Origin of the sequence: Enterococcus sp. DIV1304_2, assembly GCF_050555445.1 — a bacterium.
Taxonomy (GTDB): Bacteria; Bacillota; Bacilli; order Lactobacillales; family Enterococcaceae; genus Enterococcus_B; species Enterococcus_B pernyi.
This window is the reverse complement of the sequence record NZ_CP187851.1, coordinates 942,532-968,243: the sequence shown is the minus strand read 5'-3', so window position 1 is coordinate 968,243 and position 25,712 is coordinate 942,532. Positions and strand designations below refer to the sequence as shown.

The 25,712-nt window shown below is 39.2% G+C and carries 30 protein-coding genes; 2 read left to right on the top strand and 28 right to left on the bottom strand.

Annotated features, from left to right (window positions below):
- Positions 1–26: 26 nt before the first annotated feature.
- A complete protein-coding gene (locus tag IGJ14_RS04595; protein WP_019724515.1) occupies positions 27–665 on the bottom strand; it encodes a hypothetical protein in 639 nt (212 codons plus the stop codon).
- 534 nt (positions 666–1,199) lie between these two features.
- On the opposite strand from IGJ14_RS04595, the gene IGJ14_RS04590 reads away from it, so the two are divergent.
- Complete coding sequence (locus IGJ14_RS04590) at positions 1,200–2,495, top strand: ISL3 family transposase (RefSeq protein ID WP_195339621.1); 1,296 nt, start codon at positions 1,200–1,202, stop codon at positions 2,493–2,495.
- 172 nt (positions 2,496–2,667) lie between these two features.
- Here the strand turns inward: IGJ14_RS04590 and IGJ14_RS04585 are convergent, their stop codons facing one another.
- The 25 genes from IGJ14_RS04585 to fabT form a co-directional block, all read right to left on the bottom strand.
- Positions 2,668–3,387, bottom strand: coding sequence for a YebC/PmpR family DNA-binding transcriptional regulator (locus IGJ14_RS04585; protein WP_029594248.1), 720 nt, complete (start codon positions 3,385–3,387; stop codon positions 2,668–2,670).
- A gap of 98 nt (positions 3,388–3,485) precedes the next feature.
- Positions 3,486–4,667, bottom strand: coding sequence for a nucleotidyltransferase (locus tag IGJ14_RS04580; protein WP_066025700.1), 1,182 nt, complete (start codon positions 4,665–4,667; stop codon positions 3,486–3,488).
- Between the two features lie 77 nt (positions 4,668–4,744).
- Positions 4,745–5,506, bottom strand: a complete 762-nt coding sequence (locus tag IGJ14_RS04575; protein WP_066025699.1) for a class I SAM-dependent DNA methyltransferase — start codon at positions 5,504–5,506, stop codon at positions 4,745–4,747.
- A 1-nt stretch (position 5,507) separates the two neighbouring features.
- Positions 5,508–5,861 carry a ribosome silencing factor gene (rsfS, locus tag IGJ14_RS04570; protein ID WP_034688417.1) on the bottom strand — a complete coding sequence of 118 codons (354 nt, stop codon included), beginning with the start codon at positions 5,859–5,861 and terminating at the stop codon, positions 5,508–5,510.
- Positions 5,862–5,885: 24 nt separating this feature from the next.
- On the bottom strand, positions 5,886–6,470 hold the full coding sequence (gene yqeK / locus IGJ14_RS04565) for a bis(5'-nucleosyl)-tetraphosphatase (symmetrical) YqeK (RefSeq protein WP_023519420.1): 585 nt from the start codon (positions 6,468–6,470) through the stop codon (positions 5,886–5,888).
- The gene (locus IGJ14_RS04560; RefSeq protein WP_019724119.1) at positions 6,460–7,107 is read right to left on the bottom strand and encodes a nicotinate-nucleotide adenylyltransferase; all 648 of its coding nucleotides are present in this window, start codon (positions 7,105–7,107) and stop codon (positions 6,460–6,462) included. Before IGJ14_RS04560 ends, yqeK begins: the two co-directional genes overlap by 11 nt.
- 12 nt (positions 7,108–7,119) lie before the next feature.
- Positions 7,120–7,431, bottom strand: coding sequence for a ribosome assembly RNA-binding protein YhbY (gene yhbY, locus IGJ14_RS04555; RefSeq protein ID WP_019724120.1), 312 nt, complete (start codon positions 7,429–7,431; stop codon positions 7,120–7,122).
- 15 nt (positions 7,432–7,446) lie between these two features.
- Positions 7,447–8,556, bottom strand: a complete 1,110-nt coding sequence (gene yqeH / locus IGJ14_RS04550) for a ribosome biogenesis GTPase YqeH (protein WP_019724121.1) — start codon at positions 8,554–8,556, stop codon at positions 7,447–7,449.
- Positions 8,553–9,080, bottom strand: a complete 528-nt coding sequence (locus IGJ14_RS04545) for a YqeG family HAD IIIA-type phosphatase (protein ID WP_010735865.1) — start codon at positions 9,078–9,080, stop codon at positions 8,553–8,555. The genes yqeH and IGJ14_RS04545 overlap by 4 nt, the downstream gene beginning before the upstream one ends.
- A gap of 314 nt (positions 9,081–9,394) precedes the next feature.
- Positions 9,395–10,129: an amino acid ABC transporter ATP-binding protein gene (locus tag IGJ14_RS04540; protein ID WP_019724122.1), complete on the bottom strand. Its 735-nt coding sequence runs from the start codon at positions 10,127–10,129 to the stop codon at positions 9,395–9,397.
- Between the two features lie 13 nt (positions 10,130–10,142).
- A complete protein-coding gene (locus IGJ14_RS04535) occupies positions 10,143–10,832 on the bottom strand; it encodes an amino acid ABC transporter permease (protein ID WP_019724123.1) in 690 nt (229 codons plus the stop codon).
- Positions 10,833–10,843: 11 nt separating this feature from the next.
- Positions 10,844–11,662, bottom strand: coding sequence for a transporter substrate-binding domain-containing protein (locus IGJ14_RS04530; RefSeq protein ID WP_195339089.1), 819 nt, complete (start codon positions 11,660–11,662; stop codon positions 10,844–10,846).
- Between the two features lie 328 nt (positions 11,663–11,990).
- Positions 11,991–12,848 carry a nucleotidyl transferase AbiEii/AbiGii toxin family protein gene (locus IGJ14_RS04525; protein ID WP_066025697.1) on the bottom strand — a complete coding sequence of 286 codons (858 nt, stop codon included), beginning with the start codon at positions 12,846–12,848 and terminating at the stop codon, positions 11,991–11,993.
- Between the two features lie 12 nt (positions 12,849–12,860).
- Positions 12,861–13,454 (bottom strand): type IV toxin-antitoxin system AbiEi family antitoxin domain-containing protein, encoded by a 594-nt coding sequence (locus IGJ14_RS04520; RefSeq protein WP_195339090.1) that lies wholly within the window; start codon positions 13,452–13,454, stop codon positions 12,861–12,863.
- A gap of 1,001 nt (positions 13,455–14,455) precedes the next feature.
- The gene (locus IGJ14_RS04515; protein ID WP_195339091.1) at positions 14,456–15,241 is read right to left on the bottom strand and encodes an acetyl-CoA carboxylase carboxyl transferase subunit alpha; all 786 of its coding nucleotides are present in this window, start codon (positions 15,239–15,241) and stop codon (positions 14,456–14,458) included.
- Positions 15,234–16,103, bottom strand: a complete 870-nt coding sequence (gene accD / locus IGJ14_RS04510) for an acetyl-CoA carboxylase, carboxyltransferase subunit beta (RefSeq protein WP_062805459.1) — start codon at positions 16,101–16,103, stop codon at positions 15,234–15,236. Before accD ends, IGJ14_RS04515 begins: the two co-directional genes overlap by 8 nt.
- 1 nt (position 16,104) lies before the next feature.
- Positions 16,105–17,484 carry an acetyl-CoA carboxylase biotin carboxylase subunit gene (locus IGJ14_RS04505; RefSeq protein WP_066025694.1) on the bottom strand — a complete coding sequence of 460 codons (1,380 nt, stop codon included), beginning with the start codon at positions 17,482–17,484 and terminating at the stop codon, positions 16,105–16,107.
- A gap of 7 nt (positions 17,485–17,491) precedes the next feature.
- Positions 17,492–17,911 carry a 3-hydroxyacyl-ACP dehydratase FabZ gene (fabZ, locus tag IGJ14_RS04500; protein WP_010735872.1) on the bottom strand — a complete coding sequence of 140 codons (420 nt, stop codon included), beginning with the start codon at positions 17,909–17,911 and terminating at the stop codon, positions 17,492–17,494.
- Between the two features lie 19 nt (positions 17,912–17,930).
- Positions 17,931–18,410 (bottom strand): acetyl-CoA carboxylase biotin carboxyl carrier protein, encoded by a 480-nt coding sequence (accB, locus tag IGJ14_RS04495; protein ID WP_317742961.1) that lies wholly within the window; start codon positions 18,408–18,410, stop codon positions 17,931–17,933.
- A gap of 2 nt (positions 18,411–18,412) precedes the next feature.
- Complete coding sequence (fabF, locus tag IGJ14_RS04490; protein WP_195339093.1) at positions 18,413–19,648, bottom strand: beta-ketoacyl-ACP synthase II; 1,236 nt, start codon at positions 19,646–19,648, stop codon at positions 18,413–18,415.
- Between the two features lie 12 nt (positions 19,649–19,660).
- Positions 19,661–20,398 carry a 3-oxoacyl-[acyl-carrier-protein] reductase gene (fabG, locus tag IGJ14_RS04485; protein ID WP_195339094.1) on the bottom strand — a complete coding sequence of 246 codons (738 nt, stop codon included), beginning with the start codon at positions 20,396–20,398 and terminating at the stop codon, positions 19,661–19,663.
- A gap of 10 nt (positions 20,399–20,408) precedes the next feature.
- Positions 20,409–21,329 carry an ACP S-malonyltransferase gene (gene fabD, locus IGJ14_RS04480; RefSeq protein ID WP_066025709.1) on the bottom strand — a complete coding sequence of 307 codons (921 nt, stop codon included), beginning with the start codon at positions 21,327–21,329 and terminating at the stop codon, positions 20,409–20,411.
- A gap of 109 nt (positions 21,330–21,438) precedes the next feature.
- Entirely contained in the window at positions 21,439–21,663 is a 225-nt protein-coding gene (locus IGJ14_RS04475; RefSeq protein ID WP_010735877.1) for an acyl carrier protein, read from the bottom strand.
- A 54-nt stretch (positions 21,664–21,717) separates the two neighbouring features.
- Positions 21,718–22,680 carry a beta-ketoacyl-ACP synthase III gene (locus tag IGJ14_RS04470; RefSeq protein ID WP_010735878.1) on the bottom strand — a complete coding sequence of 321 codons (963 nt, stop codon included), beginning with the start codon at positions 22,678–22,680 and terminating at the stop codon, positions 21,718–21,720.
- 9 nt (positions 22,681–22,689) lie between these two features.
- On the bottom strand, positions 22,690–23,130 hold the full coding sequence (gene fabT / locus IGJ14_RS04465; RefSeq protein WP_010735879.1) for a fatty acid biosynthesis transcriptional regulator FabT: 441 nt from the start codon (positions 23,128–23,130) through the stop codon (positions 22,690–22,692).
- 310 nt (positions 23,131–23,440) lie between these two features.
- Between fabT and IGJ14_RS04460 the strand changes: the two genes are divergently transcribed.
- Positions 23,441–24,397: a GIY-YIG nuclease family protein gene (locus tag IGJ14_RS04460; RefSeq protein WP_108144144.1), complete on the top strand. Its 957-nt coding sequence runs from the start codon at positions 23,441–23,443 to the stop codon at positions 24,395–24,397.
- Between the two features lie 30 nt (positions 24,398–24,427).
- Here the strand turns inward: IGJ14_RS04460 and IGJ14_RS04455 are convergent, their stop codons facing one another.
- Together IGJ14_RS04455 and IGJ14_RS04450 are read right to left on the bottom strand one after the other, a co-directional pair.
- Entirely contained in the window at positions 24,428–24,658 is a 231-nt protein-coding gene (locus IGJ14_RS04455) for a YkuJ family protein (RefSeq protein ID WP_010735881.1), read from the bottom strand.
- Between the two features lie 85 nt (positions 24,659–24,743).
- Positions 24,744–25,631, bottom strand: coding sequence for an NAD(P)-dependent oxidoreductase (locus IGJ14_RS04450; protein ID WP_108144145.1), 888 nt, complete (start codon positions 25,629–25,631; stop codon positions 24,744–24,746).
- Positions 25,632–25,712 lie beyond the last annotated feature (81 nt).

The window sequence follows — 25,712 nt, the reverse complement described above, 5'->3', positions numbered from 1 at the left end:
TCTGCCTCTTTTTATTCATCTATCGATCATAACATCAATTCTGTGTTTGGGTATTTCAAACGAACAAGTGAGACGATCATTCGCAATTCTTCGATATTTTCGGGATATTCTGGGTCAAATACTTTACTATGGCGACCAATCCCTCCGTTATCGATCAGACGATAAATACGATTCCAATCCATAAATTGTTCGACTGTTTGGAAATTACTGATCGGGTAACCCCCACTATCCAATATTTCTGATACACGAAAAGCCAAATAAGCTGTATCAATGACTTTTTCTTTTTTCGTATCAACTTTTTGACTTGTTTCAATCAATATCTTTTCTGGTTGATGCTTCAGACTCCAGTCCAATAATAAAAAGAAAGCTTCCATCCGATAATCTTCTTCAAACAACTGAAATGCTGAGTCAGAACGTCGAAAAAGCAATGGAATCAAATATTTTTTTTTATAGATCAGCATGGGCGCGCGATCAACCATACATTCTAGATAACGATTCAAATAGCCTGTGCCTATATAGTTTCCTAAACGATAGCCTTCTACCCCATAAGGTGCATATTTTTGTGCAAGCTTTGAGCAATCGGTGATATTGACTGCCAACTCTTCTACTTTTTGGTAACCGCTTAGAATACGTTCGAAAGGCTCTAGATTAATTTTTGCTTCCATTATTCTTTCCCCGCCTACATCAAATTACTATTCGTTTACTCACGATACTTTAATAATAACACAGGTTGAAATAGAAATGATAATAAATCACAAAAAAACTGTAACAAATAACACAGGATTTTTAATTTAACTACTCTGTATTTGTTCTCTTTCTTTCATATCGTATGACTATACTTCTTTTTTAGCCTCACCGATATTTTCTCTTCTCCGAAAAAATCGTATAAATAAAAGTACGAAAGCAAAACATGACATTAGGTTTTTAAGCAGGATAACAGCTATTTGTTTTTTTAGGAAAATAAAAAAGTGTCTGGACATTCATCCTCTCGTAACACTTAAAACTGAACAAACGGCGGGAACAGAAGTATCTCTTCACAAATAAGGCGCCAGCCACAAAAATTGGCTCTATAATTTATGGGACTGATGAATCAAAATTGATTCTTCAGTCCCATTTTCATTTTAGGTATTAAAAAACATATCGTTCTCTAGTATGATTAAATCACCACAAAATAAACAACTGAGAGGACGATATGCTATATGAATGATTCTATCAAAAAAATGCTAAGATTAATAGATAAAGATTTGATGATTACTGAGATCTCTTACGAGATCTTTCATAAGGAAAAGACATTGGTCATTAATGCCATTCTCTCACCTGATCCTTGTGCCTGTAGAAGTTGTGGTTCTACTGTGGTAGATGGAAATGGGAAAGCAATTGTGGTGAAAAATGGGAAGAAAGAAATCATTGTCCGCTTTGAACAATACAATCATATGCCAATGGTTATGCGCTTAAAAAAGCAACGCTATACCTGTAAAAACTGTCGAACCCATTGGACTGCTCAAAGCTATTTTGTACGCCCAAGACATTCAATTGCGGATCATGTCAGATATAAAATTGCTTCTTTACTGACTGAAAAAGTCTCTTTATCTTTTATTGCGAAAAGCTGTCAGGTATCTTTGACTACCGTTATTCGTACATTGAAAGAGTTTAAAAGCTATTTACCAAAGCCCACTAAGAGGATTCTCCCCAAAGTATTGATGGTTGATGAATTTCGTTCGCACACTTCCATAGAAGATAAAATGAGCTTTATTTGCGCAGATGGAGAAACAGGTAATTTAATTGATATCTTACCTACTCGTAAATTACCTCGATTAACAAACTATTTCTTGGGCTGCACCAATCCAGAAGAAGTAAAATTCTTAGTCACAGACATGAACGCCGCCTACTTCCAGCTCACCAAACGCGTTCTGCCAAATGCGAAAGTAGTGATTGATCGGTTCCATATTGTCAAACACATGAATCAAGCTTTCAATGAGTTGCGTATCCGTGAAATGAATGAACTGCGTAAAGCAGGACAGAAAAGCCATGCAGAAAAACTGAAAAAGAACTGGCGCTTTCTGCTAAAAAATCGTGCAAACATTAATCACTATGAGTATAAAACATGGAAAAGTTTCCGAGCACCTAAATACCCATTTCTTACTGAAGCAATGATGATTGATCGATTGCTTAGCTTTTCTAAGCCCCTAAAGGAGGCGTATCCCTTTTTCCATGAATTAGTTGAAGCTTTTCGAGACAAAGACCCTGACTTGTTTTTCTCCTTATTGGCAGAACTTCCCGAAACGTTAGATGACGGCTTTCGTGAGAAACTTCAAAACCTACTGACCTACGAAGAAGGCATCGCCAATGCGATGATTTATCCTTACTCCAATGGAAAAATAGAAGCAAAGAATACCCACATAAAAACGATGAAACGAGTATCCTACGGATTTAGATCATTTGAGAACATGAAAATTAGAATCTTTTTGACCAATCAATTAATCAAAGTTAGATAACAAAAAATCTGAGCCAGAATGTGGTTCATTCTGACCCAGATTTAATTTTTCGCAACTCATCAGTCCTTATTGACAAAGAGCCCAAAAATTTGAAAAACAATTTTCGTGGCTGGCGCCTTATTTCTCGAGGTTAAACACTTCTGTTCCGACCTCTTTTATCCGCTTTATTCGATTAATCTTCTAAGGCAACATTATGGAAGACATGTTGGACATCTTCTAGATCTTCTAATACATCGATCATTTTTTCGAATTGTTCCAAGTCTTCGCCAGTCAATGTCACTTCATTTTGAGGGATCATTTGGATCTCCGCAATTGAAAAGTCAGTGATGCCTTTTTCTTTTAGTGCTTCTTGAATACTGTGGAAATCTGGCACTTCTCCGTAAACGATGATTTGGCCATCTTCTTCCATGACATCACGTACATCGATGTCCTTTTCCATCAAGTATTCTAAGATCTCATCTGCATCTTCACCGGCAAAACCAAAAATCGCGGTATTGTCGAACATATAAGATACTGCCCCAGAGACACCCATATTTCCGCCGTTTTTACCGAATGCTGCACGCACATCAGCGGCTGTGCGGTTTACGTTGTTGGTCAATGTGTCTACGATCACCATTGAGCCATTTGGTCCAAATCCTTCATAGCGCAATTCAGAGTATGTTTCATCCCCAGAACCTTTTGCTTTTTCAATTGCTCGGTCGATGATATGTTTTGGTACATTGTAAGTTTTAGCGCGCTCAATGACGAAACGTAGTTTTTGGTTAGCGTGTGGGTCAGGATCACCTGATTTTGCTGCTGCATAGATTTCAATTCCGAACTTCGCATAAACTCGGCTGTTGTTTGCATCTTTAGCTGTTTTTTTAGCTACGATATTGGCCCATTTACGTCCCATAGTTTCACTTCGCTTTCTGATTTGATATAGGATAGATTCTTTTTGATTCGTGCGGGAACACACAAAACGTCCTGTTTCATTATACTTGTGAATCAGGTTTATGTGAAGCTTTTTTTCTCTTCCATTGTTTCGATAAAGACTGGTTTTCGCCCAAATACTTGTTCCGCTACCTCGCCACCTAAGCGATAGATTTGATCACTGCGAACGAGTAGTTTTGCCACTTGCGCTTCTTTTTTGCCGATTTTCGCAAAAAGGGCTAAGGCTTTTTTATTTTTGAGACATGCTCTACCTGCTGCTGTAAAGCCCAACACATGGATGTATTCTTGCATCTGTTGCTCTCTCATCTCTTCTTTTTGGATATTCAATAACACGTAGCACGACAGGCGTTGGATCCTCGTCCACGTATAGCGTTTTGTTTTGACTTGTTCGACAAACTCGTAAAATGTATTAGCTGTCTTGGCCGCTTCTAACATCCTGATCTCTAAACCTTCCGTCATCTGGTAGATTTTTTGCAACGAATCAACGGTGGAAGAAAGCAAACGGTATTTTAGCAAGGGCCAATAGGATGTCCAAGTTTGCAAACTTTCTGTCTTTAAAAATCTCTCTGTCTCTGAGGGAACTGTTGCAGAAATCGATCGATTTTCCGTTAATGCTTTACGAATCGCTGTGGCACTGGCTATTGTTTCTTTTGGTAACTCTTCATCATGATAACCAGCCCCTTTACGGTTGATCGGAACTAGTTCCATTGGATGTTCATAGGTAGCATTTTCTTTTGCATAGCTCAGCCCTAGAATATGATTAGGCGAGGAAAAATCAAGTGAGATTTCTGGGTAGACGTGCTTGAATACCTGTGTCATCTTTTGCGGATAACTCATTGTCTGATCGGGCAACTCTTGAAATGCTTTGGTGATTTGATCCTGATGGTGCAAAACAAATTGACCAAATGCTTGATAATCGAAGGTCGCTTCATCTTCTGTTCCAAAACATAAATAGTCACAGTTTAATTTTTGCAACAGTTGAACTGCTCCTTTAGCAAAATAATCAGCAGATTGTACTGCCCACTCAATTGGTAATTCAACTACGAGATCCACTCCGTTTTGCAAGGCTACTTCTGCACGTTGCCACTTATCTAAAATCGCCGGTTCACCTCGCTGCAAAAAATTGCCACTCATCACCGCAATCACTACGTCGGCACCGGTTCGTTCCCGTGCTTGCTGGACATGATAAAGATGACCATTGTGAAAGGGATTATATTCAACAATGATGCCACATACTTTCATTCGCTTTTCTCCTTTCGCCTAGTAAAAAAGAAGAGACTAAGCTTTTTGATCCAGCCGTCTCTCCTTTTTATTGTTTGCTACAGTTCGTCGATTTCGCCTTCTTCTTTCTGGGCGACAAAAAACCAACGTCTGGATTCTTCGTTAGGTGTTTCGTCTGTAAAATCAGCGAATACTTCTACTTTAGCAAATCCGCTATTCTCTAACATCCGCAAGTAGTTTTCTAGTGGATACGTACGTTCTTGATGTAATTCATCTTCACGTGTGAACGTACCGTCTTTTTCTTGTGATTCGACAAAGAATGTCAAATAATGTTCAATGCTATGTTTTTCTTTCCCCGTATAACTATCCCAAAGAAAGGCAAAATCGTCTCCTTGGTAATGATAACTATACTCCGGAAATACTTGATCGATTTGATAAACGGAATGGACATCAAACAAGAAACGGCCGTTTTCTTCCAATGCCTGATAGACTTCATCGAATACTTGTTGTACTTCTTGATCGTTTTGCATATAGCACAAAGAATCTGAGAAACAAGTGATGGCTTGATATTGCCCACTCTCTGATAGATCTAACATATTCCCTTCAACAAATTGTACCGTTGCTTCTTCTTCATAGGCACGTTGACTGGCGATCATCAGCATTTCTTCTGATAGATCCAAGCCAGTTACATTGTAGCCGTCTTTGGCAAAAGCCACAGCTAATGCGCCTGTACCACAAGCTAGTTCAAGGATGTTTTTAGTTGTTTCAGGCAAATGGCGTTTAGAAAATGCGAGCCATTGTTCATAAAGCCCGTCATCCATGACTTCATCGTAAATAAAGGCAAATGTTTCGTAGGCCATGTTAATCCAACCATTCAGTCAAATCGACAAGTGGCGCATCTGACCATAACTTCTCTAAATTATAAAACCCACGTTCTGGGGCATGGAATACATGGATGATCAAATCACCTAGATCGATCAGAATCCATTTGCCGCCTTCTTTTCCTTCTACGCGTTTTACTTCGTATTTGCTTTCTTCTTCTTTTTCAATGATTTCTTCCACGATGGCATTGATCTGACGTTCACTGTTTGCTGAACAGATCATAAAGTAGTCAGCTAATAGCGACACTTTACGGACGTCTAAAGCTAAAATATCTTCTGCACGTTTTGAATCTGCTGCTTGGACAGCGATTTTTAATTGTTCTTTACTATCGATGATGATTTCCTCCTAATGGGTCAGCTATTTTGCCACCCAATGATTATATGTTTCAATTGTTTTTGGATAAATTTTGCTTTCTTGCGCAATCAAATGTGCTAAGGTATGTTTGGTTTCGAATGCAACTGCTTCATCTAAATCGATCATGGCAATCTCACGGGCTTCTTTGACACCTGGAAAAGAACGTCCTGGTTCGATATAGTCAGCCACATAGATGACTTTATCGAGTAAGGACATTTCAGCAGCTCCTGTCGTATGGAGACGGATTGCTTGTAAGATCTCCTCATCAGTGATGCCTAATTCTCGTTCAACAAATGATGCACCGACTAATCCGTGCCAAATTGCATTTCCATAAGCTAATAACTCTGGATCAAGTTGCTCACGTTCGATGAATAAGATAAACTCATCGTCTGGTCGTTCTTTCGCATAATCATGTGTCAATGCGGCGATACTCGCTTTTTCTGGCGAGCAACCATACCTTTCAGCAAGTGCAACAGCTGTTTGTTCTACACCCAAGACATGTTTGAAGCGTTGTTCACTCATTCTCATTTGGACTTTTTGCATCAAGATTTCTCGAGTATAGGCCGTATAATCTGTACTATAATTCATGTTGATACAATCCTTCTTTCTGAATATAATCCAAGACTTTATCTGGGACCAAATAACGGACGGAACAACCTTGTTGAATTTTTTGACGAATCTTTGTCGAACTTAGATCAATCTCAGGGACATCGACCCAGATCACAGGATACGGGGTTTCCACTTGATACCCACGTCGATGGATACCGACAAAGTGGACCATTGTCAATAACTCGTCGATTTTGTACCACTTTGGTAAATATTCGACCATATCACCGCCGATGATAAAATAGTAGTCCGTATCAGGATTATTTTGAGTCAAAGCCTTCATCGTGTCATACGTATAGCTTTTGCCGCCTCGTTCGATTTCAATCGTTTCAATCGTTAGAAAAGGATTGTCTTCGATCGCAAGTTCCAGCATGTTTAAGCGATGTTCTGCCGGTATAGTTGGCTTTTCATCCACATGAGGTGGTTGATAGGAAGGCATTAAACAGACATGGTCTAGTCCTAAATTCTGTCCTGCTTGTTCTGCCATCACTAGATGGGCTAGATGCACAGGATTGAAAGTTCCGCCCAAGATCCCCACCTGTTTTCTTTTCTCATAAAGATGGGGCATTTCTTTTGGAAATACTTGAGGTCGAACAAAGGATTTCGCTTGCGATTTCATCTTCGTCACTCCTTAGATTGCATGTACTTCTTTAGATATCCGTTGGTATTTCTCTTTAGATGATGCTTTGTATAAAACAAGCACGCGTCCGATGATCTGAACCACTTCACATGCGATAGCTTGTTCTAATACTTGTGCCACATCTTCTGCGATCTCATCTGTATTTTGCAACAATGATACTTTGATCAATTCTCTTTTTTCAAGTGCTTCTTCGATTTGGACGATCATTGCTTCATTGATCCCACCTTTACCGATTTGGAAGATCGGTTGAAGATGGTGTGCCTGACTACGTAAAAATCGTTTTTGCTTTCCTCTTAAACTCATGTTTTTCCTTCTTTCTTAAATCAGTGCTTTTCTTCTTAACACATGTACCCCTTTTGGCGCCCAGCCTGCGATGACTGCTGGTTCCGTTACCGTGATCCAGCCTAGTCCTGCAAAGACGATATCTGTCTTTTCTTTTACAGAAAACTCAAAGCGAACAAGTTCAGGGAATTCACTGACTTCATTCGGACGTGGTGGTTGCAATAAGCCGCCTACATGTTTTTCATAAAAAGCATCGGCTTTTTCTAATTTTGTCCGATGTAAATTGACATCATTTGATACATAAGCAATAAATGAACCTCGTTTGCCACTGATAAAGTCGAATCGAGCTAATCCTCCAAGGAAAAGCGTTTGACCTTCATTCAGCTGATACACCTTAGGCTTGATTTCCTTCGTCGGTGCGATGATACGTAAGTCTTTTTTGCCTAAATAGTGCGCCATTTGATGGCGATGGATAATTCCTGGTGTATCGATCAAAAATTGGCCATCATCCAATGGGATCTCGATTTTGTCTAACGTTGTTCCTGGGAACTGCGAAGTCGTGATCACTTCTTGGACGCCTGCCGTATTTTTGATGATCTGATTGATCAATGTCGATTTCCCGACATTCGTCACACCAACGATATACACATCTCGACCCTCACGATATTTTTCGATTTTCTCTAGAAGTGTTGTCATTTCAGGTGCTTTTTTTGCGCTTGTCAACAACACCTCGACAGGTCTTAGCCCTGCTTCATGGGCACGCTCATTCATCCATTGGATCATTTTTGATTTTTTTAATGATTTAGGTAAAATATCGACTTTGTTCCCAACCAAAAGAACTGGATTGTTTCCGACAAAACGATGTAATCCAGGAATCAGTGAACCGTTGAAATCAAAAATATCCACCACATTGACGATCAATGCGTCTTTTTGACCTAATTCATTTAGTAATCGCAAGAAATCATCATCTGTCAGTGATACATCTTGGATCTCATTATAATGTCTCAAACGGAAACAACGTTGACAATAAACATCCCCTGTTGCTAACCCTTTTTCGAGTGCTGCTTTTGGTGTATAGCCTAATTCATCAGGATGTTCTGTTTGGATCATCACGCCACAACCGATACATTGTAATTCTTCGTTCATTCAATGCCACCTCGCCAATCCATATCTGGATGTTTCTTTACTAAATAACTCATGATCTTACGTTCCCAGAACCGATTGAATTTCGTCTTCCAACTATCAGTTTCAATGATTGGTTTAACTAAGACACTACGGATACCGGCACTATTCGCGCCACGAATATCGGTCATGATCTGATCACCAATCATGATGATCTCTTCATCTGCCAGATCCAACATTTTTTTTGCTTTATTGATTCCCACTGGCAAAGGCTTCAACGCTCTTGCAACATAAAGTAGCTCAAATTTTTTAACTGCACGAGCTACGCGTTCTGAGTTGTTGTTAGAAACAACGACTACTGGTATGCCCGCATTTCTCATTTCTAAAATCCAAGTGAACAATTCTTCCGTTCCATCTGGATTATTCCAAGCAATCAGTGTATTATCAAGGTCCGTCAAGACGGCTTTGATCCCTAGTTTTTTCAGTTGTGCAGGGGTAATTTTATAGACGGCTTCTACCATCCATGTAGGTTTATAATTTGAAAACATGTTGTCTCCTCATCTGCAAAAAATGAAGGAGCACGATATGTACTCCTCAACCCCATATTATACTGTAAAATCTAAAAAAAAACTACCTCTATACATTAAACCTTTTAATGGAGGTAATAACAGAAGGAACCAGCTCCAAAAAATAAGCAACCAGCTCATAAAATAGATTCTTCTATTTCTTGAGCTGGTTGCTTATTACTGAAAGAGTTGCTTTTGGAACATCATTCCTACAATTTTAGAAAAACCTAAAGAACTGAAATCACTATCCATAGGTAATGTTGGAAAAGAGCGCCATTTCTTATATCTTATTTTTACTACAATACTTTGGCCAAAAAATCGATAGTCCGAGGCTGGCTCGTCCGCTCCAGCACCTCACTAGGTGTCCCCTCTTCCACGATCTGTCCTTGATCCATAAAGATGATTCGATCACCCACTTCTTTCGCAAAGCCGATTTCATGAGTGACAATGACCATCGTCATCCCTTCTTGTGCCAATTGCAACATAACCGAAAGTACTTCACCCACCATTTCTGGATCAAGTGCCGAAGTAGGCTCATCGAACAACATGACGTCTGGTTGCATTGCCAACGCTCGGGCAATCGCTATCCGTTGCTGCTGTCCACCTGATAAAGAGTAAGGATAAGCGGTGGCTTTATCTGACAAGCCAACTTTTGCCAATAATTCCAAAGCGATCGCCTCGGCTGCTTTCTTAGGCATTTTTTTCACTTTGATTGGTGATAAGGTGATATTTTCTAATACTGTCATATTGGGAAATAGATTGAACTGTTGAAAAACCATCCCCATTTTTTCTCTTGTTTTAAAAATATCGTGTTGCTTATGTGTGATATCCGTTCCCTCAAACTCCACCGTACCGGCTGTAGGAGATTCGAGTAGATTCAAACAACGGAGAAACGTACTTTTCCCTGAACCTGAAGGACCAATGATCACCACAACCTCCCCGGCGGAAATAGTCGTAGTAATTCCTTTCAATACTTCTGTTTCTCCAAATGATTTACTTAGCTGTTTGATCGTTATTATTGATTTTTCCATACGACATTCTCTCCTAACGTTGATACCCTTTTCCGAGTTTTTTCTCCCAACTACTCAACAACCGCGATGTTACAAAGGTCATAACAAAGTATAACCCTGCGGCAATAAAATAAGGTTCCAATGGGATATAGGAGTTTGAGATAACGATCTGAGCAGATCCCATCAATTCATTGATACCGATCACTGTCAGTAAAGAAGAATCTTTGATCAACGTGACAAACTCATTTCCTAATGGTGGCAGGATATTTCTCAACGCTTGTGGGAAAATGACATAACGCATCGCCTGTATAGGACGTAAGCCTAGTGAATACGAAGCTTCTGTTTGTCCCATATCAACAGCCGCAATCCCTCCACGAATGATCTCAGCAACATACGCCCCAGAGTTCAGTGATAATACGATGATTCCTGGTATCAAACGCCCTAAGTCGATGGTTAAAATCCCCACGGACCAATCCACCGCTGGAAAGAAACGTTGCAATAAGATGAATCCGATCATGATCTGCAATAACATCGGTGTGCCTCTTAGTAATTCGATATAACTATTAGCTAACCAATTCAAAGGCTTGATCTTTGAGCGCTTCATCAATGCCATGGCTAGGCCAATCATTGTACCAAAGATGACTGTCAAGATCGAAATGACGATCGTAACGACCGCGCCGGATAAAAAATACGGTAAGTACTTATCTAAAAACGAAAAATTCACACTGCGTCCCTCTATTCTGTCGCTGTTTGTTCAGCTAGTTCATGATTTTTTTTGATGAATTCATCGATTTTTCCCTCATCACTTAATTTTTTGATGATTTTATTCAACTCTTCTTGTAATTCTGTACTCCCTTTTGGTAAGGCAACAGCAAAAGCTTCATCATCTGATTGTTCCAAAGGGATATCGGCAATCATCAAGTTGGGGTTCTGAGCAATATATGCTTCGGCAATCGTTTGTTCAACGACCATGCCATCCAGTGAACCTTGATTGATCTCGATCACCATATTTGGCACTTTATCGATCGTGACTACTTTAGCTTCTTTAATTTGTTCGTTGATCACTGCTTCTTGGATCGAGCCTTTTTGCGCTCCTAAGCTCTTACCTGCTAAGCTATCAATGCTTGTGAACGTGTTTTCATCTTTTTTATTGATCACGAGAACTTGTGGCGGATTGTAATAGTTGTCGGTGAAATCAAATTGTTCTTTTCGTTCTGCGGTCGCTGAAATCGCTGAGATCGCTACATCGACTTTTCCTTCTTTTAAAGAGGCTAACACCGTGTTGAAACTCATATCTGAGAGCTCCAATTTCACACCAAGCTCATCTGCGATGGCGTTTGCTAAATCAATATCCGATCCGACGATTTGATCTTTCCCATCGACGATCGTATGAAATTCAAACGGCGCATAATCAGCAGACGTCGCCACTTTCAATACACCACTTTCCTTGATTGCTGCTAATTGATCGTTTGATTCCGCTGCATCCCCATTCCCGCAAGCACCTAATGCGAATGTTGTAACTAAAAATAAAATAATTCCTGAAATCTTTTTCATTGTCTCGCCCCTTATTCATTTTGTTCTGTCATTATAGCATGAAAATTTCAAAAATAAACCTTTTTTGTATATTTATTTAATTTAATTCGTTTTTATGCTCTTAAAATGAATAATATAAACGAAAAAAGAATATTTATTTTAATGTTTCAAGGAAAGAAATGAAAAAAGCCGAGAACCAAGTCTCAGCTTTTTTTATTTGATTTTCAGTCTATTTTACTTTGTTTCTCAAGGCCAAACACCTCTGTACCAAGCTCATTGGTTCCGCTGATTTACGCTAAATCACACAATTAATATCGTTTGCCATCTTGATTTGTTCAATTCTTGTAAACTATTGTTTTCTTTCTTGATTTTCAATTTTGATTACATTTTGCATTAAATAAGCAACTCCGTTAACTGTATCTGCAAATGAAATAGAATTCGCAAAAGAATTTACCGAGCGATATTTGTCCCATAGTTTTTCCAAATAATCGCTCTCTTTGATCTTTTCCATTTCCCTTTCATAATAAAAAGATAACAGTTTATTGTCTCCACGTTTTGTAAAAGTATTTCGGACACTTTTATATAGCTCTTTCATATCAATATTTTCTAGTTTTGGGATGGCAAATAGGTCGTAGTAATCTTTCAATCTCGAATTATCTGTCCCAAAGCTAAATGTAGCACTCAGCTTTTCTGCAATAATCTGTTCTGTTGGATAAGCTGGAATCTCCACTTTTTTATCTTCAAACATCAATTGATGATAATGTATATCTACTTCAGGATAAATAGAATCTCCTGTTGTTACATCCAATTTAAATGGGACACGTATTTTTTCTAAATGAGCTATCAATTTAATTTGAAACCCAGGATAAAAATCAATTTCCCTTGTTTCTTTAATCTCTTGAATAGAGAAAACAATCCCCTCTTTCGTAGGTTTACTAGTTAGCTCATTAAAGATGTTCTTCAATTTTTCTTTAGTTAATTTGCTATTTCTAAATGTCGTATCAATATCAATTGTTGTTCTTCTATCGATTCCATATTTTGAACCCAATAGAAAGCCACCTTTTAAAATAAAGTCATTTTTATACTTCGATTCAGAGATTTGTTCAACTAAGCGATCCATCATAAAATGCCTTTGAACTAACTGTGCATTTAATCCTATACTTTTTGCAAGATTTCTTGTTTTTGCTGTAAATTGTGTAGGGGTCATATTTTCTCTCCATCAATACAAACTCTGCATATGATATTTCATTTCTTTTTCTACATGTAGTTTTGTCATATAATCTCTTAATTTACTTGGGTCTCTCATAGGATCTCTCATGTACTCTTTTAAAGCTTCTAATTTCATTTCGTATTCAATTTCATATCTCGGTTTCCAAATATCACAAAGGGTACGTTCCTTATCGTATATAGTAATAGGATTTCCTTGAAAGGAAGTTCCCTCTACTTTCCCTAGCTCGTATACTTCCTTCTTCACAAAATGAAATTGTAACTGTTGCTCTTTTGTAATTGAACGATCCACATTATAGCCATGTGGAAAAGTCAAATGAATGAAGTTCGGCATGTTTGTAGAAAGTTGATATATATCTAATGTCGTTTCATGAGAAAATATTCCTCTGGAAAATCGTTGCTGAAGACAAAATAAATCATCGATTCCATGACCAGTCTCTACATAATACCCACGATCAACTTTCATCAACATTCCTTGATTCACCAATCTTTGTACAGTAGTTGCTGAAATTCCTAATTTTCTAGCTTCCTTCATAGATAAATTTCCATCGCGAATACGCAACAACTCTTTCAACTTAGCTTGCATCTAATCCCCTCACTTACGTTACAAATACACTACATTAAACTTATCATAATAGTGTAATTGTAACAAGGCATTCTTTATGCGGAAAAGAAATGGGAGATTACTGTGTGTAATGAATGTTTCACGAATGTCTGGACAATATAACTTCCTGAAAGCTATACCAAGACGATAAGATACGTTAACATGTTTATGCACACACCAAGAACGCCTTACGCTGTAACTATTTAAAGGGTCTGCTTGAATAGTTAAGTGCCAATATCCAAGCACTAAAAAGAAATGCCTATGGTTTCAACAGCTTTTAAAATTTCAAATCAAGAATCCTGATTTGGTACAGAAAAATATTTTTAATCAATTAAAAGAACAGGGAAAAGATGGTGCCCCCTTCTTTCTGTTCAAATTATTCTGAAATTCCTCTTCTTCAAAAATCATTTTGCAAGAAGAGGAATTTTTTTAGTCTACTCCTTTACTCAACTATTCCTCATCCCCTGACACAAAACTATATTCAATCTTATGTATGTCAGCTAAGCGATTCCCCGTTTCATCTATCCAAGATAATTCTTTTCGATAATCCTTCCCGACTAATGTTGTCGTTTTCTTCTCCTGATTGACTTCGACTGTGACATGTTTGATTTCTTTAACAAACGTTTGAAAAAGTTCAGTCGTTTTTAAGTCTTGTTCTGCGGTTGTAAAATCAGATGTTAAAAATCATTCATTTTTTTATTTGCAATTATTTCATCAACAATAAAAAGTCCATCTAAATTAGAACACATTATCTAACCACCCATACAACTACTTGTTTTATCATTTAACTCGTAAAATAAGTATAAAAACAAGTTATTATCAAAAAAATATATGTTTTTCCTAATTTATTTCTTTTTTTAACTAGTAAATCATGCATATAATCACGTTAAATATACAAATCATAAACCAATTACTATACCTTCATATGATAAATCAGAAAAAACTGTAGAGTAAACTCTCTACAGTTAAATCAAAAAATCTTCTTAATATTTACGAAAACGTTGGTAGCGTTGTTCGATCAATTCTTCGGTTGGTTTCTGACAGAGTTCGGTCAGTTTTTCGATCAATGCTTTTTGCATCATACGCGCAACTTTTTCTTTGCCTAAAGGCTCTCCATTGAATGTTTCGGGGATCACTCGATCAATGACGTCTAACTCTAATAATTCACCAGCAGCGACTTTCATCAATTCAGCGGCTTCGGCTGCTCGGCTGCCGTCTTTCCAAAGAATCGAAGCAAAGCCTTCTGGTGATAAAACAGCATAGATCGTTTGTTCTAACATCCAGACTTCATCGGCTAATGCTAAGGCTAGTGCCCCACCACTACCGCCTTCACCAATAATAATACTGATGATCGGTACCTTCAAATCCGACATTTCTAATAGATTACGGGCAATCGCTTCCCCTTCGCCACGTTCTTCTGCACCGATTCCACAATAGGCACCCGCAGTGTTGATCAACGTAATGACCGGACGGTTGAATTTTTCTGCTTGTTTCATTAAACGCAGTGCTTTACGATAACCTTCCGGATGAGGAGAGCCAAAATTCCGACGAATATTTTCTTGCAAGTCACGGCCTTTTTGGATGCCAATGACGGTCACTGGTTTTCCGGCTAATTTTGCTACGCCTCCGACAATCGCTTCATCATCACCAAAGAAGCGATCACCATGAAATTCTTGGAACCCTTCAAAAATCGTGTCAAAAAAATCAAGACTTGTCCAACGATCTTTTGCCCGCGCCAATTGGACGATATCATGAGCAGTTTTATTCATGGTTGATCCATCCTTTCTGCGTATGCAATTCTAATAATTGATGGATCGTGTCCTTGAGTTCTTTTCTTGGAACGATTTGATCCACAAAGCCATGTTCCAGTAAAAATTCTGCTTTTTGGAAATCTTCTGGTAGTTCTTGTTTGATCGTTTGTTCGATCACTCGGCGGCCAGCAAAGCCGATCAAACTTTGCGGTTCAGCTAAGATGATATCCCCTTCCATCGCAAAGCTGGCGGTAACACCACCTGTCGTCGGATCTGTTAAGACAGTCAAATAAAATAGCTGTTTATTGCTATGACGTTTGACCGCTGCGGAGATTTTGGCCATTTGCATGAGAGAGAAAATCCCTTCTTGCATCCGGGCGCCCCCTGAAGCAGTGAACAATACGACGGGTAATTTTTTACTCGCCGCACGTTCAAACAAGCGTGTGATCTTTTCCCCTACGATCGTGCCCATACTTCCCATGATAAAATTAGGGTCCATGACACCGATAGCAAAAGGAATGCCTTTAATAGTCGCTTGACCAGTTAGAACTGCTTCATGTAAGCCAGTCTTTTCTTGCATCTTGCCGATCTTTTCTTGATAATCAGGAAAATCAAGGGGATCTTTTGTAACTAGATCCGTATCCCATTCCTCTAAACTTTTCTCATCAATGATCAACGCTAATCGCTGCCATGCGCCGATCCTAAAGTTATAACTACAGTGTGGACATACTTTTTCTTCCCCGATATCTTTTGTGTAGATGATATGTTTACAATTTGGGCATTTCGCCCACATATTGTCAGGGACCGATGGTGCATTCGTTGGCTTGATTTCTCGATTAGGATTGATTCGAATGTATTTTTTCTTTTTGAATAAAGCCATCTTATTCGTCTCCTATCTCCGTCTCGGGAATCCAATTTGGTAAAAACTCTTCTTGTAAGAATGCGGTACTGTAATCACCAGCAATCACGGCAGGGTGACTGATCAGATCCATTTGGAATTCAGCATTCGTGATCACGCCATCTGTCACGATCTCGCTCAATGCCCGTTGCATTTTCATCAACGCATCGAAACGTGTATCGCCATGTACGATGACCTTAGCAATCATTGAATCATAATAAGGCGGAATCGTGTAACCTGAATAAACCGCACTGTCGACCCTTAATCCCATACCACCAGCTGGCAGCAACAAATTCTTGATTTTACCTGGCGAAGGAGCGAAATGAAATGCTGGATTTTCTGCATTGATCCGGCATTCAATCGCATGACCTTGGAAAATGATCTCTTCTTGTTGGATCTCTAATGGTCGTCCAGCCGCAACCTCGATTTGTTTTTTAACTAAATCGATATTTGTGACCATTTCAGTTACTGGATGCTCGACTTGGATGCGGGTGTTCATTTCCATAAAATAAAAATCACCGGATTCATCCATTAAAAATTCGATTGTTCCTGCATTTTCATAATTCACTGCCTTTGCTGCTCTGACAGCTGCTGCACCTAAGTGATTTCGTTTTTCCTCAGAGATCACAACAGATGGTGATTCTTCTAAGACTTTTTGATTATTCCGTTGTAAGGAACAATCACGTTCACCTAGATGCAGAACATGACCAAATTGATCACCTAATATTTGTACTTCAATATGTCTTGCGGGATAAATGATTTTTTCCAAATACATATCATCGTTACCAAAAGCAGCTGCTGCCTCTTGTTGGGCGGATGAAAAATGTTGTGGTAATTCTTCTTTTGACAAGACTTTGCGGATTCCTTTACCGCCACCACCAGCGGCGGCTTTGAGCATCACTGGATAGCCAATTTTTTCTGCCACTTCCAGTGCTTCTTCAACAGTCGATAGCACACCATCACTACCTGGGATCACAGGAACATCTGCTTGTTGCATCAACTGACGTGCGTTGATTTTATTCCCCATATCATCGATCGTTTTGCTTTTAGGTCCAATAAAGACGATATTACATTCTTCACACATCGAAGCAAATCGACTGTTCTCAGATAAGAATCCAAATCCAGGATGGATTGCTTCTGCTTTTGTAACGATGGCTGCACTTAGAACTGCTTGTACATTCAAATAGGAATCTGTTGCTCTTGCAGGACCGATGCAGACGGCTTCGTCTGCTAATTGTGTGTGTAATGCCTCCGCATCCGCTTCAGAATAGACCGCAACGGTTTGGATTCCAAGCTCACGGCAGGCACGAATGATCCGTACGGCTATTTCGCCGCGATTTGCTATCAAGACTTTTGAAAACATAACTCACCTATCCAATCATAAAGGTTAATTCAGCTTCAGCAACTTTTTTGCCGTCCACTTTTGCAATTCCTTTGCCTATTCCTGCAGAAGACTTGATTTTAGTGATTTCCACTTCTAATATCAACGTATCTCCAGGAGTCACTTTTTTACGAAACTTCGCTTTATCTAATCCGCCAAAGTAAGCAGTTTTTCCTTTGAACTGTTCCAATGATAATAGAGCTACTGCTCCTGCTTGGGCCATCGCTTCTACGATCAATACCCCCGGCATCACAGGTTCTTCTGGAAAATGTCCTTGGAAAAAAGGTTCATTGATCGTCACATTTTTTTTAGCAACGATCCGTTCGCCTTCGACGATTTCTTCCACTCGATCAATCAGCAACAGCGGATAGCGATGAGGGATGATTTCTTTGATTTCTTGTATATTCATAGGTCTGGTTCTCCTTGGCTTAATTTGGTTGGATGATAAAGAGTGGTTGTCCGTATTCTACGACTTCTTCATTGTCGATCAAGATCGCAACGATCTCACCATCGACATCACTCGTTACTTCGTTCATCAATTTCATTGCTTCAATGATACAGATCACTTCACCCTTAGCGACTTTATCTCCTACTTTTTTGAATGCTGGTTTGTCAGGAGATGGTTGTAGATAGACGATTCCAACGATTGGTGATTTCACTTCAGTCCCATCAATTGTCGGCGCAACTGCTTCTGGTTGAACAGAATGGCTTTCTTCTTTTGGTAAAGCCGGTACAACTTGTTGAGGTTGTGGTTCAGAAGCACTCGTTGTTGGTACTGTTTGCCCCATTCCCCGACTCATTTCATTTTTATTCATATATAATTCAAATTGTCCGTCTTTCAAGTCAAATTCTGTTAAAGTTGACTGATCAAATTGACTGACTAATTCTTTGATTTCATTGATCTTCAACATTATTCCTCCCAGCGTTTCATACATAGTACAGCATTATGTCCACCAAATCCTAATGAATTACTCATGGCATAAGACAGTTCAGCTGGTTTACTTTCGTTGATCACAACGTTCAGATCGATTTCAGGATCTTGTTTTTCAACATTGATGTTTGGTGGAATAAACTGATGCTCTAACGCCATCAAAGTGGCAAGCGCCTCAATCCCACCTGCAGCACCTAATAAGTGACCAGTCATTGATTTCGTACTGCTGACATAGGTTTCTTTGAAAGAGTGTCCTAATGCGATTTGAATCGCTTTAGCTTCTGCTTGATCATTTGCAGGTGTACTTGTTCCGTGTGCGTTGATATAGCCCACTTCTTTTGCATCGATCCCGGCTTCTTCCATCGCCAATTTCATTGCTTTTGACGCACCAGAACCATCTGGTGTTGGAGCTGTCATATGGTAAGCATCACAATTTGAGCCGTAACCCACGACTTCACCATAAATTTTTGCGCCACGAGCTTGTGCATGCTCCAGTGATTCAAGGACTAATACTCCTGCCCCTTCACCCATAACAAAACCATTACGGTCTTCATCAAATGGCATCGAACCACGTTCAGGATCTGTCGATGTTGACAAAGCAGTCAATGCCGCAAATCCGGCGATCCCCATTTCACAGATTGTTGCTTCTGTTCCACCTGCAAGGATGATATCGGAATAACCATGTTTGATGTTGCGGAATGCTTCACCAATCGCATTCGTTCCACTGGCACAAGCGGTCACGATCGACGTACAAATTCCTTTCGCCCCTACACGCAACGCAATATTACCAGCTGCCATATTGGCGATCGACATTGGAACAAACATTGGTGATACACGATTGGCTCCTTTGTCGTGCATGCGGATGACTTGGCTTTCGATCGTTGGTAAACCACCAATCCCAGAGCCAACGATAACGCCAAAACGATCTTGGTTGATCGTTTCTTTTTCGATCCCACTCATCGTCAATGCTTCCATCGCAGCATAAATGCCATAGATTGAAAACATATCCATCCGTTTGCTATCTTTTTTTACAAAGTATTTATCAAAAGGAAAGTCTTTTACTTCACCTGCTAAAGTGATTCCTGTATCTGTTGCATCAAATTTTGTGATCGGTGCAATGCCATTCGTCCCAGCTTTTAAACTAGCTAAAAAACTATCTGCATCATTACCGATCGGTGAAGTGACTCCATAACCTGTAATTACTACTCGATTCATAAATTTTCCTCCCTATCCGTGCATGACCAATCCGCCGTCAACATTGATGACTTGCCCTGTGATATACGAGCTTTTCGCTAAGAACAATGCGGCTTCCGCAATATCTTCCACTTGGCCGAAATGTTGCATTGGAATTTGTTTTTCTGCTTGTTCTCTTACTTTTTCGGATAATACATCTGTCATATCTGTAGTGACAAACCCCGGAGCAATCACATTACATGTGATTCCTCGTGTGGCAACTTCTCTTGCCACAGATTTAGTAAAACCGACAACTCCTGCTTTACTTGCTGCATAATTGGCTTGACCCAAGTTACCGATCAATCCTGAAACACTTGAAAGATTGATGATCGCGCCTTCTCTTTTTTTCATCATTTTCTTTAACACGTGCTGTGTCATATTGAAAGTTCCTGTTAGATTGATATCCAAACATTTTTTGAAATCATCTGCATCCATACGTAAGACAAGTTTATCATTCGTAACTCCCGCATTATTGACCAAAATATCGACAGAACCCAGCTGCTGTTCTGCTTCTTTGATCATCTCTCCTGCTTTATCATAATCGGAGATATCACCTGAGATCCCTACACATTCAACCCCATGCGCTTTGATCGCATTGATTTTTTCGGCTGGGATCTCTCCACGACCATTTAAGAAGATGTTTGCGCCTGCTTTGGCAAAGGCTAAAGCGATTGCTTCACCAATTCCTCGTGTACTGCCTGTAATAAATACATTTTTTCCAGTTACGTCCATAACTTGCCTCCTATGACAATCGATTGATTGTTTCTTCAAATGTTTGTTGATTCTCCACACGTGCAACGGCGATCGACTTGTCGATTTTTTTCATAAAGCCACTTAATACTTTACCGGGCCCGACTTCGACCACTTGGTCGATTCCTAAATCTTTAAGTTTTTCGATACTTTCGTAAAAACGAACGGGTTTCATCACTTGTTGTTCAAGTAAACCTGGGATTCTTTCTTTCGTCATGATCTCTGTCGTGGTGTTGCTGATCACAGGTATTTCAGGTTCTGAAAAAACGATCTTGCTTAGTTCCTCCGCTAATTGTCTAGCAGCAGGTTCTAAGATTGCTGTATGGAAAGGGCCACTTACATTGAGTGGGATCATTCGTTTGATCCCTTGTTCTTGTAATAGTGCTACCGCTTGATCCACTGCTTTTTCTTCGCCTCCGATGACGATTTGCTGGGGTGTATTGTAATTTGCAGGGGAAACGATCCCCATTTCTTCCGCCTGCTTACAACAGCTCTCGATAACATCTACCGGTGCATTCATCACAGCTACCATTTTCCCACTACCGGTAGGTGCAGCGTCTGTCATAAACGTGCCTCTTTTTTCGACCAATGCGACTGCTTCACTAAAGGAGAGCGCACCACTGGCTACTAAAGCAGAATACTCACCTAAACTAAGCCCTAAAACGGCTTGAGGAGTGATCCTATGTTCTTTTAGCAAACGATAGAACGCAATGCTGACAGTCAAAATAGCCGGCTGCGTATAGATCGTTTGATCCAAACGTTCATTTGTTGAAAAACAAAGCTCCGCCATATCATAGCCCAAGATCTGACTAGCTTCATCAAAAGTCTGTTTCACGATGGGTTCATGGTAGAGGTCTTGACCCATTCCTTGGTATTGTGCACCTTGTCCGCTAAATAAAAATGCTGTTTTCATCATAGTCTCCAATTTATATTCAGGATAGATAGCTTTTTGTTTCATTTAAAAAAAGGCTAAGACATTCCTTTTTCGGAAAATGTCCCAGCCCCCAACCTAATCTTGATGATTATGCAGTTTGTTTTTCAACATAAGTGACTAAATCTTGAACTGTTTTGATGCCGTCTTCTGTTTCGATTTTCACATCAAATTCATCTTCGATCTCGTTGATGATTTGGAATAAATCCAAGCTATCTGCTTCAAGGTCTTCTTGGATGTTTGTCGTTAATTTGATTTCTTCTGTGTCTTTCCCTAATTCTTCCGCAATGATTTCTTGAATTTTTTCGAATACCATATGATAATTCCTCCGATATTGTTTCTTTATTTTATATTTTTTATTTTTATCAGTTTATAGTTCCATGAGGATACTTCCCCATGTCAATCCTCCACCATAACCTGTAAATACCACTTTTTGTTTTTGACCTAAGGTAATTTTTCCGCTTTCTATCGCTTCATCTAAAAGAATCGGGATGCTTGCTGCGGAAGTATTGCCATATTTATCCATGTTCGTTAGGAATTGCTCCTGGGGAATTTTTACCTTGCGAGCAATCTTTTCGATGATTCGTAAGTTTGCTTGATGCAAAAGCAGATAATCAACAGGTGTGTCTTGAATGAGTTCCTTGATGTTCATCGCGACGTCTCTTACAGCAAAGTCAAAAATATCCCGTCCAACCATTTTTAAATAGTAAGAACCTTCTGAATCTTTCGTGTATAAAGGCGATTGATTTGGTAGATAGCCAGAAGTAAGAGATTGCGCACGCGAACCATCTGCCGCTAGCGATTCTCTCAATAATTTTTGATCTGAGCCAGCTTCTAACAAAATCCCACCAGCACCATCACCAAACAAGACAGCGGTTGAACGATCCGTCCAATCGATCAGTTTAGATAATGTTTCGCCACCAATTACTAAACCTTTCATTGAGCCACAGCGAATCAGTTTCTCTGCAACACTCAAGGCATAAACAAATCCTGAACATGCGGCGCTGATATCAAAGGCGATTGCTTTGGTTGCGCCGATCCTTCCTTGAACTAAAGTTGCGACAGAAGGCGATGTATAATCAGGCGACATCGTAGCAACGATAATAAAATCGAGTTCCTTTGGATCGAGTGTTTTTTTCTTTAGTAATTTTTCGGCAACGAGGTAACACAAATCGGAAGTCTCCTGCTCGGTCACACAATGTCTCTCTTTAATTCCTGTACGGGATGAAATCCATTCATCCGAAGTGTCCATCATTTTTGAGAGATCATCGTTTGTGATGATTTTTTCCGGTAAGACACTTGCCGTTGCTGTGATCGTTCCAAATTGTTCCATTAAACTTCCTCACTTGTAATCTCGCAAGAAATCATGCAAGTTTTTCAATGCAGACAGCAAAGCTTGTTGTTCGTCGGTAGCCATACCGTCCATGATGTTTTTGACCATTTCACGATGGAAATGCTGATGCACACGGTAAAGTAACTTACCTTTTTTGGTCAACCCCAGCTTCACCACTCGTCGGTCGTCTTCACTACGGATACGCTCAACGTAGCCTTTCCTAACTAACTTGTTGATAGCAGTGGTCAAGGTCCCAACAGTAATCGACAGTTCTTTGGCTACTTCTGAAGTTGTCTTTTTCTTGTACATACCGATTGCCTCGATTGTATGCATCTCTGTAATCGACAGATCTTTGAATTGTGACTTTTTTAATTCGGATTCTTCGATCGTCAAAATATCATTGAAGACACTAACGAGATAATCATTTACTGTATTAAAATCAGGTTCCATGTTCCACCATCCACTAAAATTAGTTTGATTATCAAATCTTTTGATGTTCAAACTATATCTTAACTTTTTTCAAAATGCAACCTTTTAACTAAATTTTTTTGCATTATTAAATTTTTTTAATTTTTCATTTTAAAAGAAATGCTTATATATCAACGTTTTATTTACTGAAAATTAAAATATAGATATAAAAAAAATATTTTGATTATCAAAGTATCTCCATAATTTATTTATAAAATATGATAGCTTTTATTGTTCATTTTCGGAAATCTGTTATAATCTTTTTAATTCAATTTCAATTAGGGGAGCGCATATGCACTTAAAAGAGAAATTAAAAAACCTACCTTTGTTACCTGGTGTTTATTTGATGAAAAATAGCGAAGGTAAAATCATTTATGTAGGTAAAGCTAAAAATCTAAAAAATCGCGTAAGTACGTATTTTTATCAAAATAAACAACACTCGAAAAAAGTCTTGCGCTTAGTTCGTTCGATTGCTGATTTTGAGGTCGTTGTCGTTGATACAGAATTAGATGCTTTATTATTAGAGTGTCAACTGATCCAACACTATCGCCCGATCTATAATCGTCGGATGAATTATTTTGACAACTATAACTATTTACATATTCAATCCGATGGTCTTTTTCTCACGAATATCCCTACTGCAAGAACTTATGGACCTTTTCGTCTTTATAAAAAAATGCCAAGTATTCTACGCATTATTGAAGAAAACTACCAAATGCCATGGTTATCTGAAATCAGTCATTTAGCATTACAAGCCCAACTTCCAGAAATAAAAGATTGGACTTTTGAACAAAAGAAAAAAGAGATCCAAGGCTTATTACAGGGAAGAAATAAGAAATTATTAGGCTATTTAAAAAAACGTCAGTTGCATTTTATTGAGCAGCTTAATTTTGAAAAGGCAGCTATTCTTCAAAGGGATATTGAATTGGTAACGTATTTTACTCATCGAATACAAGAACAAAAAAGATTTTTGCGAACACCGAGAATCACATTGAGCATGCCGTTAGCTAGCGATGAGAACAAGATCAAACATTTCTTGGTTTCATACGGTCAAGTGGCTGACACAACGATTACAGAGCCTGGACAAGCGCCTCATTTCTATTATGAAAAAGACAACAGGTTGTCACTCAAGCGACAACTGTCTCAGGAAGAAATTGATCCTGTTCAAATCTTGATCAGCTACCAACGTAAACTGGTAAAAGACGAACAACAATCAAAAAAAGAGTCTGGAATCCAACCAATTGGTTGAATCCCAGGCTCTTTTAGCTAGCTCGAAATCTTATTGAATCAAATCATAGATCTCCATCGCAACGATATCGATATTGTCGAATTCGTATTGTTGATGTGTGTCTGTTTCAGTTAGTTCAAATGTTTCTGTCGCTTTATCATAAGTTACGGTACATTTTTCTACGCCCTCTTTTTCAAAGCGACGAACTTGCAGCTCATTGTCTGCTGATTCGACCATAGCCTCCAGTCGTTTAATGATTGCGACTAATTGTGAATGTGCCATCGGAGGTCCTCCTTTTCTTAGTTCTGTTATATTGTATCAAAAGCATCGTCGACTTGCATTGATTTTCTCCAAAAAAACTAGTTTTTTAGGATTTTTTTTTCGGCTGTCTGCCATCTTCCCACCAAAGCTTGATCAATGCTTGCGTTCCATCGTTCTCAAAACCCTTTTCTGCTAGCTGTTCATATAGCTTTCGTGCTTCTTTTGTCGCTGGTAAGTTCAACCCTACTTTGTCTGCTTCTGCCAAAGCAATCTTTAAATCTTTGATGAAATGTTTGACAAAAAAACCGGGTGTATAATTCTCTTGTAAAATACGTGGTGCATAGTTACTCAATGACCAATTCGCCGCACTGCCACCTGAAAGCGTCGCAATCACTTTTTCCAAGTCTAAATCAGCTTTCTGTGCATAAACGATCATCTCTGTCATGCCAGTCATTGTACCGGCAATCATGATCTGGTTTGCCATTTTTGTGTGTTGCCCTTTTCCAGCTGATCCATGTAAGGTAAACGTTGTTCCAAACTCACGAAATAGTGGTAATACTTGCTCGTAAACATGCTCTTTTCCACCAACCATGATCGTTAAAGTCCCGTTTTTTGCACCTAGATCGCCTCCTGAGACAGGCGCATCTAAGGCTTCTGCTCCGAGCTCTTGTGCGCTCGCTGCAATTTTCTCTGCAAGTGTTGGGGTACTTGTCGTTAAATCAACGACTGTTTTCCCACTTAAGCCTGCTCGGAAAATGCCTTTCTCACCATAATAGATCTCTTCCACATCTTGAGGGTACCCAACCATTGTAAAGACGACTTGGCTCGTCTCAGCTACTTCTTGTGGACTATCTGCCCATACTGCCCCTTCTTCTATAAGCGGTGCAGCTTTTGCTTTCGTGCGATTATAAACAGTCAGTTCATGACAAGCTTTTTGTAAATGACGAACAATTGCGCTTCCCATGACTCCTGTGCCGATAAAACCAATTTTCATCTTTTGTCCTCCTAAACGATAAAATCCTTGTTTCTATGCTAGTATACGCTAGAAACAAGGATTTTTTTAGGATTATTCACT

Coding starts and splice junctions, on each gene's coding strand:
- IGJ14_RS04595 (WP_019724515.1), bottom strand. CDS start 665: ATGGAAGCAAAAATTAATCTAGAGCCTTTCGAACGTATTCTAAGCGGT.
- IGJ14_RS04590 (WP_195339621.1), top strand. CDS start 1,200: ATGAATGATTCTATCAAAAAAATGCTAAGATTAATAGATAAAGATTTG.
- IGJ14_RS04585 (WP_029594248.1), bottom strand. CDS start 3,387: ATGGGACGTAAATGGGCCAATATCGTAGCTAAAAAAACAGCTAAAGAT.
- IGJ14_RS04580 (WP_066025700.1), bottom strand. CDS start 4,667: ATGAAAGTATGTGGCATCATTGTTGAATATAATCCCTTTCACAATGGT.
- IGJ14_RS04575 (WP_066025699.1), bottom strand. CDS start 5,506: ATGGCCTACGAAACATTTGCCTTTATTTACGATGAAGTCATGGATGAC.
- yqeK (WP_023519420.1), bottom strand. CDS start 6,470: ATGAATTATAGTACAGATTATACGGCCTATACTCGAGAAATCTTGATG.
- IGJ14_RS04560 (WP_019724119.1), bottom strand. CDS start 7,107: ATGAAATCGCAAGCGAAATCCTTTGTTCGACCTCAAGTATTTCCAAAA.
- yhbY (WP_019724120.1), bottom strand. CDS start 7,431: ATGAGTTTAAGAGGAAAGCAAAAACGATTTTTACGTAGTCAGGCACAC.
- yqeH (WP_019724121.1), bottom strand. CDS start 8,556: ATGAACGAAGAATTACAATGTATCGGTTGTGGCGTGATGATCCAAACA.
- IGJ14_RS04545 (WP_010735865.1), bottom strand. CDS start 9,080: ATGTTTTCAAATTATAAACCTACATGGATGGTAGAAGCCGTCTATAAA.
- IGJ14_RS04540 (WP_019724122.1), bottom strand. CDS start 10,129: ATGGAAAAATCAATAATAACGATCAAACAGCTAAGTAAATCATTTGGA.
- IGJ14_RS04530 (WP_195339089.1), bottom strand. CDS start 11,662: ATGAAAAAGATTTCAGGAATTATTTTATTTTTAGTTACAACATTCGCA.
- IGJ14_RS04525 (WP_066025697.1), bottom strand. CDS start 12,848: ATGACCCCTACACAATTTACAGCAAAAACAAGAAATCTTGCAAAAAGT.
- IGJ14_RS04520 (WP_195339090.1), bottom strand. CDS start 13,454: ATGCAAGCTAAGTTGAAAGAGTTGTTGCGTATTCGCGATGGAAATTTA.
- IGJ14_RS04515 (WP_195339091.1), bottom strand. CDS start 15,241: ATGAATAAAACTGCTCATGATATCGTCCAATTGGCGCGGGCAAAAGAT.
- accD (WP_062805459.1), bottom strand. CDS start 16,103: ATGGCTTTATTCAAAAAGAAAAAATACATTCGAATCAATCCTAATCGA.
- IGJ14_RS04505 (WP_066025694.1), bottom strand. CDS start 17,484: ATGTTTTCAAAAGTCTTGATAGCAAATCGCGGCGAAATAGCCGTACGG.
- fabZ (WP_010735872.1), bottom strand. CDS start 17,911: ATGAATATACAAGAAATCAAAGAAATCATCCCTCATCGCTATCCGCTG.
- fabF (WP_195339093.1), bottom strand. CDS start 19,648: ATGAATCGAGTAGTAATTACAGGTTATGGAGTCACTTCACCGATCGGT.
- fabG (WP_195339094.1), bottom strand. CDS start 20,398: ATGGACGTAACTGGAAAAAATGTATTTATTACAGGCAGTACACGAGGA.
- fabD (WP_066025709.1), bottom strand. CDS start 21,329: ATGAAAACAGCATTTTTATTTAGCGGACAAGGTGCACAATACCAAGGA.
- IGJ14_RS04475 (WP_010735877.1), bottom strand. CDS start 21,663: ATGGTATTCGAAAAAATTCAAGAAATCATTGCGGAAGAATTAGGGAAA.
- IGJ14_RS04470 (WP_010735878.1), bottom strand. CDS start 22,680: ATGGAACAATTTGGAACGATCACAGCAACGGCAAGTGTCTTACCGGAA.
- fabT (WP_010735879.1), bottom strand. CDS start 23,130: ATGGAACCTGATTTTAATACAGTAAATGATTATCTCGTTAGTGTCTTC.
- IGJ14_RS04460 (WP_108144144.1), top strand. CDS start 23,441: ATGCACTTAAAAGAGAAATTAAAAAACCTACCTTTGTTACCTGGTGTT.
- IGJ14_RS04455 (WP_010735881.1), bottom strand. CDS start 24,658: ATGGCACATTCACAATTAGTCGCAATCATTAAACGACTGGAGGCTATG.
- IGJ14_RS04450 (WP_108144145.1), bottom strand. CDS start 25,631: ATGAAAATTGGTTTTATCGGCACAGGAGTCATGGGAAGCGCAATTGTT.